Below are 21,493 nucleotides of genomic sequence, written 5' to 3' on the forward strand. Positions count from 1 at the left end.
TAACTTATCGTTAAGTATTCAGAGGGAAAAAGGGGAATTGAAGATCGCCGAACGTTTTTTATTCATCCAAAACTACATTGTCAGAAATGGGATTCCATCCTACTTACGAAAGGTTATAAACTGGACCTACCCGCGGCAAAAGTATTAAATTTTAATATTATATTAAAATTATTTTAAAACAGTTATTTTATGAATATTATTATCAGACACAGATATAGAAACATATTGATTTTCATTAATAATTACTCATAAATTATTTATTTTACTGATAGGTCTCCTAAATATGAGTGAAACAACAGCTTGCTAATATTTTTAGTATTTTTGTAAGCTATGCTACTTTTTGAAGACAATGAGCTGTTTGATCAGGGAAAAGTGAGGTACATTAACTATGCCCTGCCGGATACTACCCTCGAACTGCGGGAGCAGTTTTTTCCTAAAAATGAATCAGACCATTATTTTAAACTCCTGAAAGAAAATACCCCCTGGAAACAGCATAACCGAAAGATGTATGATAGGATACTGCCAGATCCACGCTTAATTGCTTATTACGGGGGTGAAAATGGACTGGAATGGACACAAGAGCTACTGGATATCAAAATGAAAGTAGAAGCTGCCTGTGGGGTTTATTTTAACAGGGTATTGCTAAATCATTACAGGGACGGCAATGATTCAGTCGCATGGCATAGCGATACGCTACCTGCAGATGGCATACATCATCCAATTGCCTCGGTGACCTTTGGCGAGACACGATTATTTAAAGTGAGACATAAGACGAGAAAAGATGTGCTGCCGCTGGATATACCGCTCACACACGGCAGCTTTTTGCTGATGGGTAAAACCATGCAGGATTTTTATGAACACCATGTGCCAAAGACCAGCAGAAAGATTGGTGCAAGAATTAACCTGACTTTCAGGATTTCGGATACCGCTAAGAAGGTGTACTGACTTCCTCATCCGCGGGCACCTCGTTTATTTCTTCATCATTCATAATTAACTGGACAGGATTTATTTTTTCAAATTCATCCTTACTGATTAACTGAATTTGCTCCATGGCAGGCAGACCGCTGTTGAACAAAGTGATCAGGCGCTGTAAGGTAGCATACAGATTTTCAGGCACGGCTTCTTTATAGGCTACGCAGTAATAAGGATAAAAACCACCATAGGGTTTGCCAAATAATACTTTGGAATTTTTTATCTTTTTGTTGATTAGTTTGTATTGATTAGGGGTAATGCAGACCAACCAATATAAGTAGTTGGGGTTCGGATTGTCATGACCGGAATAAAGGTATAGCTGCTTTTGTGTAATTGATAATCTGTAGGAGCCATCTATTTCCGGCGCAAACCAGTAAATATCGTATCCGGTGTGGTGCTTGCCATCTCCTAATTCAAAGGAATAGTAGAGGGCATCGGCATGGCAGGTAAGTGCACTATCGGGAATGACTAATCTCGTCAAGGTGCTGTCATCCACAAGGTGGAGAATCTTTCTATTGGAATGCTGGCCGATGGCAAGTTGACTGGTCAATAAAACAGATAAAACAAACAGCCTGCTTTTCATGCTTTAAATATACAAAAAACGGATCACCCGTTCCACACGAAATTATAAAATCCTGCGGTGTAAACCCCAGCTGTGCAACATCTGACAATACATCGAACCGCTTCCACATTGTACAGATTCTCCATAGCAGGTAATTAAGGAATATCCAAAGGCACAAAAGCAAACTATAATACCCCTACCACCAATGTAGATGTAATAAATGTTTGCTTCAGGAAAGAATTTTTTAATCCCCGTATTTCTTTTTTCATACTGAAATTAATAAGAAAAAGTCCCTGATAAATGTATGAGATAAACACAGGCATCTCATCCGCAAAAAGGTAATTTGTACCAGCCGGAATTCCCCATATACGTAACCGCTTCTCCAATGTCAGCATGACAGATTTCTCTAAAGAATAGTAAGTATTCACTGCTGTAAAAAACGCATTGATGACTGCACCCCTATTCATTCCATGACTTTTATCACGTAAAAATAAGCAGTATTTGGTTTTTCGGAATAAAAACTACCTTTGTACAAGTTCTTTAAAATTAAGACCTATAATCGCTATGAAAATCAGACCTTTCTTTTCCCTCAGGGTCTTTTGTACCCGCCTGGTCGTACTGCTTGGCCTTTCCATGTCTATTGGAACCACTGTACATGCCCAAACCACGGTTCCCTTTACCCTGTACAACAATTCTGCTTACACAGATGCCAACGTCTATGTTGCTGTAATTGGTATTATCAATGACAATCACGTATGGATTGACCCCAAAACAGGCGCAGTCAATCCTATGAGTACGTCTTATAATACAGTATCAGGTCCTGTCATCAATGGAAACTACGGCCCCGGTGGCAACGGCAAATACGCCGCCTGCTTCGCAAAGCTGAGTGAAATTCCAAACAAGGTGGTCAACGTTCCCGGCATCGCTGGTTGTCGTATCCTGATCTCCTTCAACTCACAGCTGTACCTTTATTTCTTCGGCGCTTCCGGCTCTCCCAGCGGTTATGCAGCACCCAATCTCGCTAATCCAACCGATCCCAACCAGGGCATCCGTTACGAGAACATTGAGCTGACAAACGCGTCTAATGGTCTGTGGGTAAATACTACGCGTGTAGATGCGTACCAATACCCAATGGGCCTCGAAGTATGGGGTAACAGCAGCTTCTATCAAAAAGTAGGGGAAACTGTCACACACAGTTACATCCTCAATCAGTGGCAGACTACCGCGCCTACTGAGTTTGCCGGTTGCTACGATGCGACCAACGGCATTATCCACTTCCCTTCCAAAACCACTGCATGGCAATCAGGCGGTGCACAGGCCAGCTACTTTGGCTCCTATGTAGATGCTATCTGGTCCAAGTACACCAGCGGTAACCTGATCTTCAATGCAGGTGATGCAGGTACATGGAGTGGTAAAGTGTCAGGTAGTACCTTCACCTTCACAAGAAGTTCCGATGGCGCTGTAGGCACCATCTCTGCCAAACCTTCCCAGATCGAAGTAATGGAAGGTAGTGGCGTGATGGCCAGCGGCGGTCAGTGGGACAAAGTAGTACAGGCACAGATCTGCGCTGCTATCAATCGTCATGCAATTGACCTGACTAAGGCCACTGGCGTGACACAGGATTTCTCTACGCCATCACTTTATTACCAGACCGCTCCTTACAACTGGTATTGTAAGTTCTGGCACCGTAGCGACATCACCTTTAATAGTCTGACGTATGCGTTCTGCTACGACGATGTTTTCAATCAGTCTTCTACCATCAATGCACCTTCTCCAACCCGCGCTACCATTACCATCGGTGGCTTTGCCGGCCTTACTTCCAACAGCCCGGTGACCGTCTACAAAGATTGTAACTACGCTGGTTATGCAGTAGGTCTGAGCACAGGTACTTATACCCTGAGTCAGCTGAATGCACTGGGTATTCTGAATGACGATATCTCCTCTCTGAAAGTAAGCTCAGGTTATAAAGTAACCCTGTACAAGAATGATAATTTTGGTGGTGCTACAGCTAGCTTCACAGCTGATGACGCATGTCTGGTAGACAACAACTTCAACGACTCTACATCTTCTCTAAAAGTTGAAACGACCAGCAGCACTACGTCTATCAAGATCGAAGCAGAGAACTACAATTACATGTCAGGCGTACAGACAGAAACCACCAGCGATGCAGGTGGCGGACTGAATGTAGGTTATATTGATGCAGGTGACTGGCTGAGTTATGAAGTAACAATCCCCGCTACCGGTTCTTATGTAGTAGACTATCGTGTAGCTAGTACCTCTTCCGGCAATACACTGCGCCTTGAAAAAGATGCTGGAGCTACACAACTGGGCACTGTCACCATTCCTAATACAGGTGGCTGGCAGGTATGGTCCAATGTAGCACATACTGTATCTCTGCCTGCTGGTACTTACAGTATCGGTATTGCCACTGCTACTGGTAATTTCAACTTTAATTACCTGACCATTACCAGTACTTCCGGCGCAAGAGCAGCTGCTGCTAACACTGTTACAGAAGACACGCACACTACGGTGACCCTGTCTCCTAACCCGGTCAGCAACCAGCTGTATATCCGTAATAATGATAAGATCAGAACCATGAGTGTTTTCGACATCAGCGGACATGCGATTATGCAGGTAACCAATCCTGGCACAAACATCAATGTATCTTCATTGGTACCTGGTGTTTACATTATCAAAATAGACCGCAAAGATGGTAGTCAGAAGACTGTGAAGATCCTGAAACAATAAAATATAAAAGCCCTGTATTCGTGAATGAATACAGGGCTTTTATATTTTTTTAAAAAGACCTTCTGCCACGCCCCTGTGTTTTACTGGGCGCTGGCTATAATTGAGCTGCTCAAGTTCATTCAATAAGGGTAATATATTTTCATTGTCTGCACGCTCAATCGCCAGTTTCAAAATCAGCACCCCACCAGGTTTCAGCGCATCGATAATAGCCGGAAATATCGCCACATCAAAATAATAATACAATACAATGAGATCATATTTGTCCGCAATTTCAAAAGCAGACAAATCCGCACACACTGTCTTCACCTTCAACCCCTCCGCACGCAAACTTAACTGCTCCATCGCCACATCCGAAAAATCTACCGCCGTCACCTCCCACCCTCTCTCGGCCAGGTACAACGTATGCCTGCCACTACCAGCCGCCAGATCCAAAGCCCTTCCACCAGCAGGAAACTGCTCATACATGCCAATAAAATAAGGATCTGGTATGTCCAATGAAGGAAGGCCTTTCGTGTATCGTTCATTCCACAGCATTCTACTCATTTGGACAAATGTAATGAAAAATGATTTCATTCGTTTTTGACGCGCCCTGTGCTCCTACCTAAGTCAGAAGCAGAGGGCCTGCGAAGCCATAAAATAAAAAATTCCTGCCGGAACCGACAGGAACTTTTTACTTTATAATTTGTTTTTTACTTACCAGGGCTTTGCACACACTTCAAATTTACCCTTCACTTCCTTATAGTAAACATTATCCTTGTAATAATACTTCACACCTTTATGCTCCTTTCGCTGGAACCCTGTGGGTACCTTATCTACCTGGATGCCTACCGGAGGTGCTGACACTTCTTCATAACCGCCAGATACAGGTTTGTAATACTTACCGTCTACCACCTGGTACTTTACACCCTTATAAGTAGTGGCTTTTGCATTCTTTGGTACAGTCTTCACTACTGGAGCCTTCCCCTTTGGCTGCTGCTGTGCAGATACTGTCATAAAAGTACCACCAGCAACCAACATCATAATTAAAATTCTAGTCTTCATTGCGCGTTCGCTTTTTATAGGTAAAAAAATACTCAGACAACAAGAATGACGAATAGTTTAACGATGTCTATAAAAAGGGAAGACGCCCCGGTGGGTACTCCGGGACGCCTTCAGCCTATTTCTACTTTACACTTCTCTTATCTTAATACGGTCACTTCACCTTTCACTATTTTCGTCTCTCCACCTGCCGTATTCTTGTAGCTCAACAGATACACATATGTTCCTACATCTACCAGTGATCCCTGGAATCTACCATCCCACCCTTTGGTCTGGCTTTTACTCAGGAACACTACCTGGCCCCAACGGTTGAAGACGCGCAGATCGTAATCATACATCGGACCGTTTACGTGAGGTTTGAACGTATCGTTGTTACCATCACCATTAGGTGTGAACGCATTCGGGAAGTCTGGCTTCGCTTCACATTGTTTGTAAGTAACTGTGATGTCGTCGGTCACAGAGCCACAATCATTGTAAACAGTCACTTTATAGTATCCGGTCGCTGTCACTACATACGTTGCTGTTGTAGCGCCATCCTGCCATCTGATGCTGTTGCCGGTACCGGCATCTACACTCAGTGTCAGGGTCTGACCGATACAGATGGTCGTATCATTGCCCAGAGAAATATCTCCGATACCAGCCACTGTTACTTTCACGCTATCTGTAGATGTCAGATTACAATATTTGTCAAGTACTGTTACAGTGTAGGTACCTGGTGTGCTTACTTCCTTGATCGGATCGGTCGTACCATCATTCCAGAGGTAAGAGATCGCACTCGCGTTAGTCGCATCCAGTACTACCAGGCCACCGGCACAGATATCCTTGTCAGGACCGAGGTCTAAGCTGATGTTAGCCTTGTTGGTCACCGTCACAGTATCGGTCACTACACAACTATTCTTCGTTACAGTCACCCAGTAGTCACCAGGTTTAGATACGATGATAGAGTTTGTCAGCGATCCATCAGACCATTTCACACTGCCGCCATCCGGCTCAACCTGCAGCATCACTGTCTGATCAGGACATACAGAAGTATCAGGTGTCAGGGTCACGTTCGGCGGAGTAGACACCGTTACGGTCGCCTGGTCAGTTACGGTACAACCTTTCAGTGATACATCTACGGTGTAGGTACCAGCGGTACTTACAGTGATAGATGGTCCGGTATCACCAGTGCTCCATGTGTAAGAAGCACCCTGTACATAAGCATTCAGTTTTACAGTCATGCCATCACAAATAGTGGTATCGCGGATATCAACCGTTGGTGGTGCGTTCACCGTTACCTTCACAGAGTCTGTAGCGGAACAACCATTATTGGTCACCGTTGCATAGTAAGTACCGGCAGCAGATACGGTGATCTGTTGGGTAGTTGCACCTGTGTTCCATTTAATTGTATAACCAGCACTTGCATTTGCCGCACCTGCATCCAGGGTGACTGAGTTGCCTTCGCAGATCGCAGTATCGTTACCCAGGTTGACAGTTGGTTTCTGTACATATTGCAGGGTATAAGTCACTGGGTCAGATACGCAACCGGTTACGCCATCAGTTACGATAAAGGTAGCCTGTGTGGCACCATTCAGGTCGAACACATTGCTGGTCTGACTCTTCGGTGTGGTTACGGTACCTGCAGGATATACGCTCTGCAGTGTAAATGTTGGTTTGCTTACTTTGGTCAGCAGCTGCAGTGCAAACTTCGTATTGTCAGAACAGTTCACTGGCAGTGTAGCGTCCAGTTGTGGTTTAGGACATGCTTCTACAGTGATGATCTGTACCCTTTCGATCGCGGCATTACCACATGCGTCAGATACGTTCCATCTTCTGGTGATGGTGTAACCGTTACAAGCATCCACAGTATATGGATCGGTGGTCATGGTCGCTTTCTTAGGGAAGTTGCCATCGCAGTTATCAGTTGCGTACAGGGTAGCAGCAGCTGGTATAGTACCTCCACATGATACAGTGACAGCAGCCGGAGCCGGATCCATCACTGGTTTGGTGGTATCTACTACTGTGATCACCTGACGTACAATATTAGTATTACCACATTCGTCTTTCGCTGTCCAGACTCTGATCAGCTGGTAGTTGCTTGCACAAGCACCGGTGATGGACTGACGGGTCTGAGAGTAGCTGATCTTCACATTGCTGGTTGCACTACAGTTGTCAGTAGCTGACAGGTTGCTTGGCGGTGTTGGCACTGCACTACAACTTACAGTAGTATCACTTGGCGGTGTGATGGTAAATGTTGGTTTAGTTGTATCCTGAACGGTGATCACCTGTTTCATAGTGGCAGTATTACCACAATCATCAGAAGCCGTCCAGGTACGGGTCAGACGGTAGTTGTTAGAACATGTAGTGCTCAGGAACACCTTCGTCTGGGATACAGATACTTTCACACTTGCAGAACAGTTGTCGGTAGCTGTGATAGTTGGCAGCGCAGGTACAGCGTCACAATTCACAGTCGTATCAGACACAAGGGTCATTGAGAACGCTGGTCTGGTTGTATCCTGAACGGTGATGATCTGTTTCACTACGGTGCTGTTACCACAATTATCGGTCGCAGTCCATGTACGTGTGATCTGGTAAGTATTACTACACTTAGCACCAGAGATTGACTGTCTGGTATCCACTGGTGTTACAGTGATAGTACCAGGCGTACAGTTGTCAGTAGCCGTCAGCGTGGCAGCTGTTGGTACCTTATCACAATCTACAGTTAAGTTTGCAGGAGCAGTTACTGTGAACACAGGACCAGTCTGGTCTCTTACCGTGATGGTCTGTTTCAGGGTGTCGCTGGCGTTACCACAATTATCAACCGCTACCCATTTACGGATCAGGTAGTAATTGCTGGTACACTGACCTGCGATGTCTATTCTTGTTTCAATTGGTGCGATTGTCAGGGTACCTAAACAAGCATCGTTTGCTGTCAGGTTCACAGCAGCTGGCACCTGATCACACTCTACGGTCACATCAGCAGGTGCTGTGGAAGTGAACACAGGAGCTGTGGTATCGATCACAGTGATGGTCTGCTGAGCGGAAGTCGTGAGACCACAACGGTCTACGGCTGTCCAGGTACGTCTGATGATAGTCGTACAAGCATCCGGTGTCTGCGTATTATCAGTGTAAGTCACAGTCAGCGCCTCATTAGTGAATGGCTGGTGACTGAATACTGGTGTACCGAACAGTGTAGTGTAATCTTTACCCAGTACACAATCAGTAGTGATAGCGGCTGGTACAGATACTACTACCGGAGGTGTAGTGATCCTTCTGATCTTCACCACATTGCTGATGGTGGTGCTACAAGTGCCTGAGGTCACAATTCTTCTGAACCATACTGAATCAGCGGTGAGTGTACCTGGAGTATAGGAAGCAGAAGTACCACCAGTACCTGTAGTCACGTTAGAGAATCCGTTGGTTGCACTGGTCGTGCTGATCTGCCACTGATAAGTGAAGGTACCGTCGCCACCACTCAGGGTAGTCGTTCCTTTCAGCTGCGCAGGTGTTTCAGAAGTACACACAGTCTGATCAGCGGAGATAGTATTACCCATTACTGGTCCCAGGTTAGTCAGTGTTACAGTAGCTGGTGTACCAGTACATGTTCCATTGCTCAGGGTCCATTGAAGAACAGCTGTTGTATTTACCAGCACTATTACTTTGGCAGTTGGATTGTTCAGGTCAGCAGCTGCGATGGTTGCAGTACCACTGATCACAGTCCATGTACCTTTAGAAGTAGCGATGGCGCCTGGCGTAGCAGTCATTATAAAGGCAGAGTCATTACAATGTGTCTGGTTAGCGCCGGCATTTGCAGCTTCCGGCATCATATCGTTCTTCAGGAAGACAGTGCTGCTGGTTGCGCATGAATTGTTAGTGATTGTCCAGATTGCAGTGGCAGTATCACCTGCTGGTACAAAGATCTTAGCTGTCGGATTATTCAGATCAGCTGTTGCGATCGTAGCGGTAGAACCTGTGTAGAATGACCAGGTACCGGTACCAATAGTAGCAGTGTTGGCTGTCATGACGAAGGCACTGTCAGAACAATGCGTCTGTGCAGAACCGGCATTTGCCACATCCGGCATCTTATCATTTACCAGTTTCACTGTGCTGCTGGAAGTACATACACCGTTGGTGATGGTCCAGGTAGCAATTACGCTATCACCTTCTGGTACGCTGATGGTCGCATTTGGCTTGTGCACATCCGCTGCAGCGATAGTAGCAGTAGAACCGGTTGGTAATGTCCAGGTTCCTACGGCACCGGCTACATCAGGTGTATTAGCTGCCAGGGTGAAGGTGCTGGTCGCACACTGGTGGGTTTCGGTACCTGCAGCTGCTGCTGTTGGTTGCTGATAGTTCACCAGTTTAATGCTGTCAACTGTAGAACAAGCACCGTTTGTGATTGTCCAGTAAGCCATCACGCTGTCACCCGCAGGTACGTTGATAGTAGCGGTGATGCTGTTTGCATTCGTAATAGTAGCAGTTGTTTTAGATACTGTCCATGTACCGGTAGCGGTAGTCAGTGATGGTGCAGTTGCACTCATAGTGAATACGGCGTCGTTACAATGTTTCAGAGAATCAGGACCCGCGTCTGCCTGAGCTGGCGCTTCGTAATTCTTCAACAGGATCATATCATAGCTGGAGCAGACACCGTTGGTTACTGTCCAGATTGCGGTTGCGGTATCGCCTGCAGGCAGGGTGAATACTGCATGGATATTAGTAGAGTCAGTCGCGTTGAAGCTTGCGGCACTACCTGGGTACAGAGACCACTTACCGACTGCTGTTGCCAGGTCTGGTGCGGTCGCTGCCATAGTGAATGTAGTGTTATTACACTGTACCAGGGAGTCAGAACCGGCATCAGCCTGCGCTGGTTGCTGATAGTTGTACAGTTTAATTGTATCGGCACTGTAACAGATACCGTTGGTCAGTGTCCAGGAGATGTATGCGCTATCACCATTTGGTACAGTGAAAGTAGTGCTGCTATTATTAAGGTCAGCAGCCGGGAAGGTCGCATTACCCTTCACTACTGTCCAGTAACCGATCGCACCCGGTACATCCGGAGCATTCGCCGTTACAGGGAAGGTAGTGGTCATACACTGTTGCATATCTGCTGGTACAGCGGCAGCAGTTGGTGACATATAGTTCACCAGTTTCACTGTGTCGCTGGTAGAACATGTACCGTTACCGATTGACCAGATAGCGAGTACACTATCTCCTGCAGGAACAAAGATGGTAGTATACGGATCGTTTGGATCACTTGCTACAGCGGCAGTAGTGCCTACGAACGTCCATTCACCGATCGCACCTGTTACATCAGGTTCGTTTGCACTCATTACGAAAGCACTGTCAGAACAATGTTTCACTAATTCCGCACCTGCATCAGCATTAACAGGAGTCAGGTAGTTAGTCAGTATCACAGCCGCAGAATCAGCACAGACACCATTTGTTACAACCCAATGTAATTCAGCAGAAGCATCATTTGGCAGGGTTAGGTGTGCCGCTGGCAAATGCTCTTCGCCGGTAGCGATAGTAGCAGAACCGCTGCGAACATACCATGTTCCGATAGCACCTGTTACGTTTGGTGTAGAACCAGCCAGTACGAAGTCTGAACCCGCACACTTGGTCTGGTCAGTACCCGCACTTACTGCTGTTGGCTGTTCGTAATCGATCAGCACAATGTTGTCTGAAGTGGTACAACCCAGGTTGGTGATGGTCCAGCTCAGTACCACCGTAGAACCCGCAGCTACCGTGAAGGTAGTGTTCGGATCATTCAGCTGTGCAGCTGAGATAGTATAAGAAGCAGGAGATACAACACTCCAGTAACCGGTTGCTCCAGCTACGGAAGGCGTATTCGCTGTCATGGTAAAGGCATCGTAGTTACAATGTTTGAGGGTGTCTACACCCGCATCTGCATTAGCAGGAGGATTATTGTTTACAATCCATACCGTGTCCACATCCGCACATACACCGTTTGTAATCGTCCAGTACAACATGCTGCTGTCACCAACAGGAATGGTCACAGTCGTGGTCGGACTATTGACACTTGCAATGGTTGCGGTAGATCCGGCTGGCTTAGACCATGTACCGGAAGCTGTAGATACAGATGGTGCATTGGCCGCCATGGTGAAGGTCGCTGTGTTACACTGGTGCTGGTCAGGACCGGCATCAGCATCAGCTGGTTTCACATAGTTGACCAGTTTCACGCTATCTATAGTAGAACATGTACCATTTACAACTGTCCAGTAAGCCATTACACTATCTCCCACAGGAACTGTGATCGTAGTGGTCGGGCTGTTTGGACTGGTAATCGTAGCTGCCGCTTTGGATACTGTCCACGTGCCAACACCTACGCTGGCCGCAGTGGCTGACATGGTGAAGGTATCGTTCGCACACTGCCTGATGGAATCAGGGCCTGCCTGCGCTGTAGCAGGCGCCTGGTAGTTCTTCAGGAAAACATAATCGGTGCTGGAACAAACACCATTGGTGACTGTCCATATCAAGGTAGCTGTATCGCCTGCGGCTAAGGTCACCGTAGCTGCAGGATTGTTGAACATACCTGTAGTGATAGTGGCCGTGCTGCCTGTAAATGTTGACCATGTGCCTACTGCTGTAGCCGGAGCTACGGCTGTAGCCTGCATGGTGAAGGAAGCATTATTACACTGTACGATGGAATCCGGACCCGCATCGGCAGTAGTGGGCATAGCGTAATTCACTAATACAATACTGTCTTTAGAAAAACAGGTACCATTCGTCACGGTCCAGTACAGGGTGGCTGTAGAGCCAGTCGCTACTGTGATCACAGCATTTACATTGCTGCTATCAGCAGTACCGATCGTTGCAGTACCACTCTTTATAGACCACTTACCAGTACCGATCGTTGGCGTAGTCGCCGCCATGGTAAAGGAAGGGGTCGCACACTGTTTCACACTATCAGGACCTGCATCGGCGGTTGATGGTGTGGCGTAGTTAATCAGTTTTACATAATCAGTAGAAGAACAGGTACCGTTGGTCACTGTCCATATCAGTGTAGCTGTATCACCAGCTGCCAGGGTCACCGTAGCTGCAGGATCGTTGAACATACCCGTAGTAATAGTGGCAGTGCTGCCTGTGAAGGTAGACCAGGTACCGGTACCGATGGCAGGTGTTGTCGCCTGCATGGTGAAGGTGCTGTTCGCACACTGCATAATAGAATCCGGACCAGCATTCGCTGTTACCGGTTGCATATAATTGATCAGTGTTACTGAAGCAGAATCAGCGCACACACCGTTGGTTATGACCCAACTTAATAAGGCTGTCTGACCAGCAGGAACTATAACAGTTGAAGTAGCACTGGTCGGTGTGGTCACCGTTGCTGTTCCACTGCGTACATACCAGTAACCGGTTGCGCCGGTCATTGGTGTAGAACCAGCAAGCGTAAACAGACTGTCAGAACAATGAGACTGGGCAGAACCTGCTGACGTAGCGGTTGGCTGTTCGTAATTGATCAGCACAATGTTGTCTGAAGTGGTACAACCCAGGTTGGTGATGGTCCAGCTCAGTACCACCGTAGAACCCGCAGTTACCGTGAAGGTAGTGTTCGGATCATTCAGCTGTGCAGCTGAGATAGTATAAGAAGCAGGAGATACAACACTCCAGTAACCGGTTGCTCCAGCTACGGAAGGCGTATTCGCTGTCATGGTAAAGGCATCGTAGTTACAATGTTTGAGGGTGTCTACACCCGCATCTGCATTAGCAGGAGGATTATTGTTTACAATCCATACCGTGTCCACATCCGCACATACACCGTTTGTAATCGTCCAGTACAACATGCTGCTGTCACCAACAGGAATGGTCACAGTCGTGGTCGGACTATTGACACTCGCAATGGTTGCGGTAGATCCGGCTGGTTTAGACCATGTACCGGAAGCTGTAGATACAGATGGTGCATTGGCCGTCATGGTGAAGGTCGCTGTGTTACACTGGTGCTGGTCAGGACCGGCATCAGCATCAGCTGGTTTCACATAGTTCACCAGTTTTATGCTATCCCTGGTAGAACATGTACCATTCACGATTGTCCAGTAAGCCATTACACTATCTCCCACAGGAACTGTGATCGTAGTGGTCGGGCTGTTTGGACTGGTAATCGTAGCTGTCGCTTTGGATACTGTCCACGTGCCAACACCTACGCTGGCCGCAGTGGCTGACATGGTGAAGGTATCGTTCGCACACTGCCTGATGGAATCAGGGCCTGCCTGCGCTGTAGCAGGCGCCTGGTAGTTCTTCAGGAAAACATAATCGGTGCTGGAACAAACACCATTGGTGACTGTCCATATCAAGGTAGCTGTATCGCCTGCGGCTAAGGTCACCGTAGCTGCAGGATTGTTGAACATACCTGTAGTGATAGTGGCCGTGCTGCCTGTAAATGTTGACCATGTGCCTACTGCTGTAGCCGGAGCTACGGCTGTAGCCTGCATGGTGAAGGAAGCATTATTACACTGTACGATGGAATCCGGACCCGCATCGGCAGTAGTGGGCATAGCGTAATTCACTAATACAATACTGTCTTTAGAAAAACAGGTACCATTCGTCACGGTCCAGTACAGGGTGGCTGTAGAGCCAGTCGCTACTGTGATCACTGCATTTACATTGTTGCTATCAGCAGTACCGATCGTTGCAGTACCACTCTTTATAGACCACTTACCAGTACCGATCGTTGGCGTAGTCGCCGCCATGGTAAAGGAAGGGGTCGCACACTGTTTCACACTATCAGGACCTGCATCGGCGGTTGATGGTGTGGCGTAGTTAATCAGTTTTACATAATCAGTAGAAGAACAGGTACCGTTGGTCACTGTCCATATCAGTGTAGCTGTATCACCAGCTGCCAGGGTCACCGTAGCTGCAGGATCGTTGAACATACCCGTAGTAATAGTGGCAGTGCTGCCTGTGAAGGTAGACCAGGTACCGGTACCGATGGCAGGTGTTGTCGCCTGCATGGTGAAGGTGCTGTTCGCACACTGCATAATAGAATCCGGACCAGCATTCGCTGTTACCGGTTGCATATAATTGATCAGTGTTACTGAAGCAGAATCAGCGCACACACCGTTGGTTATGACCCAACTTAATAAGGCTGTCTGACCAGCAGGAACTATAACAGTTGAAGTAGCACTGGTCGGTGTGGTCACCGTTGCTGTTCCACTGCGTACATACCAGTAACCGGTTGCGCCGGTCATTGGTGTAGAACTAGCAAGCGTAAACAGACTGTCAGAACAATGAGACTGGGCAGAACCTGCTGACGTAGCGGTTGGCTGTTCGTAATTGATCAGCACAATGTTGTCTGAAGTGGTACAACCCAGGTTGGTGATGGTCCAGCTCAGTACCACTGTAGAACCCGCAGTTACCGTGAAGGTAGTGTTCGGATCATTCAGCTGTGCAGCTGAGATAGTATAAGAAGCAGGAGATACAACACTCCAGTAACCGGTTGCTCCAGCTACGGAAGGCGTATTCGCTGTCATGGTAAAGGCATCGTAGTTACAATGTTTGAGGGTGTCTACACCCGCATCTGCATTAGCAGGAGGATTATTGTTTACAATCCATACCGTGTCTACATCCGCACATACACCGTTTGTAATCGTCCAGTACAACATGCTGCTGTCACCAACAGGAATGGTCACAGTCGTGGTCGGACTATTGACACTTGCAATGGTTGCGGTAGATCCGGCTGGCTTAGACCATGTACCGGAAGCTGTAGATACAGATGGTGCATTGGCCGCCATGGTGAAGGTCGCTGTGTTACACTGGTGCTGATCAGGACCTGCTTCTGCATCAGTTGGTTTCACATAGTTCACCAGTTTTATGCTATCCCTGGTAGAACATGTACCATTCACGATTGTCCAGTAAGCCATAACGCTGTCGCCTACAGGAACTGTGATCGTAGTAGTCGTGCTGTTTGGACTGGTGATCGTAGCAGTCGCTTTGGATACAGTCCACGTGCCAACACCTACGCTAGCCGCAGTGGCTGACATGGTGAAGGTTGTGTTCGCACACTGCTTGATAGAATCAAGACCTGCCTGCGCTGTTGAAGGCGCCTGGTAGTTCTTCAGGTAAACATAATCAGTGCTGGAACAAACACCATTTGTTACAGTCCATATCAAGGTAGCTGTATCGCCTGCTGCCAGGGTCACTGTAGCTGCAGCATTGTTGAACATGCCTGTAGTGATGGTGGCCTTGCTGCCTGTAAATGTAGACCATGTACCTACTGCTGTAGCCGGAGCAGCAGCTGTAGCCTGCATGGTGAACGAAGCGTTATTACATTGTACGATGGAATCCGGACCTGCATTGGCAGTAGTTGGCATAGCGTAGTTCACTAATACAACACTGTCTTTAGAAGAACAGGTACCATTCGTCACGGTCCAGTACAGGGTGGCAGTAGAGCCAGTCGCTACTGTGATCACAGCATTTACTTTGCTGCTATCGGCAGTACCGATCGTTGCAGTACCACTCTTTACAGACCACTTACCGGTACCGATCGTTGGCGTAGTCGCCGCCATGGTAAAGGAAGGGGTCGCACACTGTTTCACACTATCAGGACCTGCATTGGCAGTAGTCGGTGTAGCGTAGTTAATCAGTTTTACATAATCAGTAGAAGAACAGGTACCGTTGGTCACTGTCCATATCAGTGTAGCAGTATCACCAGCTGCCAGGGTCACCGTAGCCGCAGGATTGTTGAACATACCTGTAGTGATGGTGGCTTTGCTGCCTGTGAAGGTGGACCAGGTACCGGTTGCGGTAGATGGAGAAGCAGCTGTTGCCTGCATGGTGAAGGTACTGTTCGCACACTGCATAATAGAATCCGGACCAGCATTCGCTGCTACCGGTTGCATATAGTTGATCAGTGTTACTGAAGCAGAGTCAGCGCAGGCACCGTTGGTGATTACCCAACGTAATAAGGCTGTCTGACCAGCAGGTACAATCACCGTTGAAGTAGCACTGGTCGGTGTAGTCACCGTTGCTGTACCACTGCGTACGTACCAGTAACCGGTTGCACCGGTCATTGGTGTAGAACCAGCGAGCGTAAACAGACTGTCAGAACAATGTTGCTGTGCAGAACCTGCTGACGTAGCGGTTGGCTGTACATAATTGATCAGCACAATATTGTCTGAAGAAGTACAACCAATATTAGTAATAGTCCATTTCAGTACTACAGTCTGACCGGCAGTTACGCTGAAGGTAGCAGTCGGGTTGTTCAGCTGTGCAGCAGAAATAGTATACGTAGATGGAGAAACAACAGTCCAGGTACCCCATGCACCAGATACTGAAGGTGAGTTCGCGGACATTGTAAAAGTAGCGTTGTTACACTGCTTGATCGTGTCCGGACCGGCATTCGCAGCAGCTGGTGACAGGTTATTGACGATCCATACTGAGTCCGTAGTGGTACATGCACCATTCGTGATGGTCCAGTACAACCTGGTGCTATCTCCTGTTGGAAGGGTTACAGTAGTGGTTGGACTTGTTGGATTTGCGATCGTTGCTGTAGAACCGGTTGGTTTGGTCCACATACCTGAAGCGGTAGATACAGATGGTGCATTGCCCGCCATGGTGAAGGTAGTGGTCGCACACTGATGTTGATCAGGACCTGCTTCAGCATCAGTTGGTTTCACATAGTTCACCAGTTTTATGCTATCCCTGGTAGAACATGTACCATTCACGATTGTCCAGTAAGCCATAACGCTGTCGCCTACAGGAACTGTGATTGTAGTGGTCGTGCTATTTGGACTGGTGATAGTAGCAGTTGCCTTGGATACAGTCCACGTGCCTACACCTACGCTAGCCGCAGTGGCTGACATGGTGAAGGTTGTGTTCGCACACTGCTTGATAGAATCAAGACCTGCCTGCGCTGTAGATGGCGCCTGGTAGTTCTTCAGTAAAACATAATCAGTGCTGGAACAAACACCATTTGTTACAGTCCATATCAAGGTAGCTGTATCGCCTGCTGCCAGGGTCACCGTAGCTGCAGCATTGTTGAACATGCCTGTAGTGATGGTGGCCTTGCTGCCGGTAAATGTAGACCATGTACCTACTGCTGTAGCCGGGGCTGCTGCTGTAGCCAGCATGGTGAACGAAGCGTTATTACATTGTACAATTGAATCCGGACCTGCATTGGCAGTAGTTGGCATAGCGTAGTTCACTAATACAATACTGTCTTTAGAAGAACAGGTACCATTCGTCACTGTCCAGTACAGGGTGGCAGTAGAGCCAGTCGCTACTGTGATCACAGCATTTACTTTGCTGCTATCAGCAGTACCGATAGTAGCAGTACCACTCTTTATAGACCACTTACCTGTACCGATAGTTGGCGTAGTCGCCGCCATGGTAAAGGAAGGGGTCGCACACTGTTTCACACTATCAGGACCTGCATTGGCAGTAGTCGGTGTAGCGTAATTAATCAGTTTTACGTAATCGGTAGAAGAACAGGTTCCGTTGGTCACTGTCCATATCAGTGTAGCAGTATCACCAGCTGCCAGGGTCACCGTAGCTGCAGGATTGTTGAACATACCTGTAGTGATGGTGGCTTTGCTACCTGTGAAGGTGGACCAGGTACCGGTTGCGGTAGATGGAGAAGCAGCAGTTGCCTGCATGGTGAATGTGCTGTTCGCACACTGCATAATAGAATCCGGACCAGCATTCGCTGTTACCGGTTGCATATAGTTAGTCAGTAATACAGTAGAAGAAGTCGTACAAGCGCCGTTGGTAATTGTCCAGGTCAGCGTTGCAGTCTTACCTGCAGGTACGAATACTGTAGTAGTAGGACTGGAAGTATTTGTGATAGTTGCTGTACCAGTGTAAGTCCATGCACCTGCACCTACCGAAGCGGAGTTAGCCGCCATGGTGAACAGGGAGTCATTACAATGTGTCTGTGCAGGACCTGCATTGGAAGTAGTCGGTGCTGTATAAACAGTGACAGTACCGCTTGCACAGGCAGTAGTACCACACTTACCGTTGCTTTCTACCCTTACATAATATGTAGTCGTTGCAGAAACGCTCACAGTGATAGAAGAACCAGTACCGATTGAAGTACCGGAACCACAACCACCTGCATACCACACATATTGGCCTGCGGTAGTACCATTGGCGTTAGTACCCAGGGTTCCACCTACAACTGTCAGGGTAGAAGAACCACTTGTACAGATAGAAGGTGCACTTACTGTTACGCTGGTTGGAGCAGTTGGCGGCGTTTCAACATTTACTTTGATAGTAGTTGAATTGGTACAACCACCATTATTACTTCTGAAGTTAACTGTAAATGTATATACACCTGCAGCAACACCAGTAGGAATAGGTACAGTGATCGGCCATGAAGTTATTTGAGTTTCAGGCACTGCAGAGAAGCCGGACATAGTACCAGTTACACTGTAGTAAGTTGGCGTACCGCTGGTAGCTGTGGTATCCATCGTGAAATAACCCTGCGTGTTACAAACGGTATCAGGCTTCAGGGTCATGGTTGGCAGCGCAGTATAGTGCAGCACTACCTGATCTGAGTTGGTACCACAACCACTTGCATTGTTGATGGTCCATGCCAGCGTTACATCCTGATAGCTACCGTTGGTAATTCTCACAGTAGTATTATAGGCGTGTATATCATCGATGGTTACACCAGTAGAGGATCCTACTATTGACCATGTACCGGTTTCTGCGAAGTCACCTGTCAAGGTGAGATCCGGTTCGTTCGCCTGCATGGTAAATACATTATTAGTACCACACAACGTTGTATCCGGACCTGCATAAGCAGTGGTAGCGCCAGTGATCAGTGTCAGGGTATCATAAGCATAGCCCACACAATCAGAGTTGCCGGTTGCTGTCACAGTCCACTGCAGGTAAACGGTAATACCCGGATTATTCAGGGTAACTGTAGCAGCAGGGTTGTTCTTATTTAAAGTAACGTAGTCGGAGAAGTTGATGGTAGAGCTGGTGTCACCAGAAATACCAGGACCAGAGATACCAGTGATCGTCCACACGCCTTTGGTACCAGTAATGGTACTACGGGTCATAGTGAAGGTACCTGAGGCATTGCTTCCATCTTCCACACACTTGGTCACATGTGTACCAGCAGGTGGTGAAGGCACAGCCGTAAGGTGAATGATAAATGGCGCCGACGTGACGGTACAGGTTCCATTCGTGACAACGACTATAAAGGAGCTGTCGGCAAGGGTCTCTGTATTATATATCATACCCGTCTGATCATTATAATCAGAGAGCAATGTACCTGTAGCCACGCTTGAGCCTTTGTACCAACGGATGCTCTTGGTAGCATCACCATTTGGTGCCAGAGCATCAGCAATACTCAGGGTAACCCTGCTACCCACACACAATGAAGTATCAGAAGCGGCCACCTCCACGATAGGTTTGTCATCCTTCTTAATAGTAGCACTATTTGAGTCAATACAGGTCTTACCACCATCTACACCATAAGTTATATAACCATATACGGTAATAGTAGTATCACTTACAACTGTGATCTGTCGGTCTGGACCAACGTAACTGGTATCATTCCATTTAAAGTAATCATAACCACCGGAGGCTTGTAGGTCAACCGTGCCTCCCTCACAGACCTGCGTTTTGGTCAGGTATAGTATTGGCATCGGTAGTATCGTGATCTTGACCGATGATGACGGGGCCGCACAGGTTTGTGAGGAGCTTCCGCTTTCATATATCCTGACACGGAACAGGTAATCGGCAGCTACGTCTTTCGTACCTTTCAGTTCTCCTTCCGTGATTACCAGGGTGTCATTGTTAGCAGTACCAAAAGGAACATCGAACCAGGTCACACCACCATCATCAGACATTTCCCATTGGTACTCTGCATTTGTAAAGTAATTGGTTGGCGTATAAGAAGAAACGAGCGTAGTAGCAACGCCCTCACACAATACCTCTTTCAGGCTGCTGGCAGCGCCAAGGATAGAAGCGGTGATAATCGGACTACAATAAGAGAATTGAATATCATCCAACGCAATATCGTTACCACAACCACCGGGGAAGTTGTTGATAATTCGTACAATTACGTTCGTAACGCCGGTAGGTACGGTGAAAGATCCACCGAACCGTTGCCATGTAGCTTTTGAGAAGTTAGGCGAAACCGCGTACGTTCGGAAGCTCGCCAATATCTGACTGGTATTGGCCGCATTCACAATCTGGAAAGTCACCCCTGCATAAATAAAACCAGACGAACAGGTGTTCGTCATCACATAGGAGCTATCCGCATTTATAAACCAGGCACTAAAGTTATATACCGAACCACGACACAGACCATCTACTTCTTTTTGGAAAAATACCGTTGGCGTAGTACTGGAGTTCGCAACCAGCATACCACCACGGGTAGAACCTGTATGATCACTGGTAGTAATCCATTCACCTCTCAGGTGCGTTGTATTTGAGATCGCATAATAATTATCAGCCGGATAACCAGAAGCCGAGTAAGTATACCCTACCGCAGAAGCCGGGGAATATGCTTTACGGGTCGCGGTGGTGGGCAAGGTGCCAAAGTCTTCAGTGAAACCTGGCATCTCCGCATCCCCCCCGCTACAAGTGGTAATCGTACAGTCTACCACGACAATACTCTTAGTAGTGGTAACTGTCTTGGTGGTACTACCAGACTTATAACTCGTTGACAGCGTAAAAGTATATTTACCTGTAGCCAAAAATTGCAACGTCAGCAAATTCGTAAGAGTTAGCTGAGTTGCTTTGACAGAGGAAGCATTCTCCGAATACAGGATATTATAATCAGCCGCAGAATTATTGGGCGTGGTAATGGTCCAGGTTACCTTTGTTTGTTGGCCACTCGCCAGCTGGGCGTTCATACTGGTAAACTTGATCTGGTCCGCAGTACTACTATTCGTAGACATACAGACCGTATCCGGCATGTTAACATACCAGGTTTGAGACCGCGCTATACCAGTAAAAAGCAACAAACAGCCGCATAATAGGATTAGAATCTTTTTCATCTTCGTACTTTTTGAAAAAAAACTATCAGATAACTTCAGTTTCAGGCTGTTGTAACCCAATGAGCGTTTTCATAATTTTGAGGGCGAAAGTCCATCCTATTAGTTCTGCAGATGGCAAGCCGGTGTTTGTAAATGTGTTTCATAGGCCAAAATGATAATTATATACGAACGAGCAAATATAAAATAAGTTTGATATATTTTACTATTTTATAATTGATAAACT

At 47.2% G+C, this 21,493-nt stretch carries 7 protein-coding genes; 2 read left to right on the forward strand and 5 right to left on the reverse strand.

The features are described 5' to 3' along the window. Positions 1-330 precede the first annotated feature (330 nt). Positions 331-945 carry an alpha-ketoglutarate-dependent dioxygenase AlkB family protein gene (locus QQL36_RS26360; RefSeq protein WP_083730421.1) on the forward strand — a complete coding sequence of 205 codons (615 nt, stop codon included), beginning with the start codon at positions 331-333 and terminating at the stop codon, positions 943-945. Here QQL36_RS26360 and QQL36_RS26365 read toward each other — a convergent pair. Together QQL36_RS26365 and QQL36_RS26370 are read right to left on the reverse strand one after the other, a co-directional pair. Next, positions 929-1,555, reverse strand: coding sequence for a hypothetical protein (locus QQL36_RS26365; protein WP_321567306.1), 627 nt, complete (start codon positions 1,553-1,555; stop codon positions 929-931). The genes QQL36_RS26360 and QQL36_RS26365 overlap by 17 nt on opposite strands. Positions 1,556-1,719: 164 nt before the next feature. Next, positions 1,720-2,001 (reverse strand): hypothetical protein, encoded by a 282-nt coding sequence (locus QQL36_RS26370; protein WP_321567307.1) that lies wholly within the window; start codon positions 1,999-2,001, stop codon positions 1,720-1,722. 97 nt (positions 2,002-2,098) lie between these two features. On the opposite strand from QQL36_RS26370, the gene QQL36_RS26375 reads away from it, so the two are divergent. Beyond that, positions 2,099-4,282, forward strand: a complete 2,184-nt coding sequence (locus QQL36_RS26375; RefSeq protein ID WP_321567308.1) for a beta-1,3-glucanase family protein — start codon at positions 2,099-2,101, stop codon at positions 4,280-4,282. A gap of 39 nt (positions 4,283-4,321) precedes the next feature. On the opposite strand, the gene QQL36_RS26380 is transcribed toward QQL36_RS26375, so the two are convergent. The 3 genes from QQL36_RS26380 to QQL36_RS26390 all read right to left on the reverse strand — a co-directional run bounded on the left by QQL36_RS26380 (position 4,322) and on the right by QQL36_RS26390 (position 21,270). Then, a complete protein-coding gene (locus QQL36_RS26380; protein WP_321567309.1) occupies positions 4,322-4,825 on the reverse strand; it encodes a class I SAM-dependent methyltransferase in 504 nt (167 codons plus the stop codon). Between the two features lie 150 nt (positions 4,826-4,975). Continuing rightward, a complete protein-coding gene (locus tag QQL36_RS26385) occupies positions 4,976-5,323 on the reverse strand; it encodes a DUF6515 family protein (RefSeq protein ID WP_321567310.1) in 348 nt (115 codons plus the stop codon). A 137-nt stretch (positions 5,324-5,460) separates the two neighbouring features. Beyond that, positions 5,461-21,270, reverse strand: coding sequence for a gliding motility-associated C-terminal domain-containing protein (locus QQL36_RS26390; RefSeq protein WP_321567311.1), 15,810 nt, complete (start codon positions 21,268-21,270; stop codon positions 5,461-5,463). Positions 21,271-21,493 lie beyond the last annotated feature (223 nt).

Origin of the sequence: Chitinophaga sp. LS1, from assembly GCF_034274695.1 — a bacterium.
Lineage (GTDB): Bacteria > Bacteroidota > Bacteroidia > Chitinophagales > Chitinophagaceae > Chitinophaga.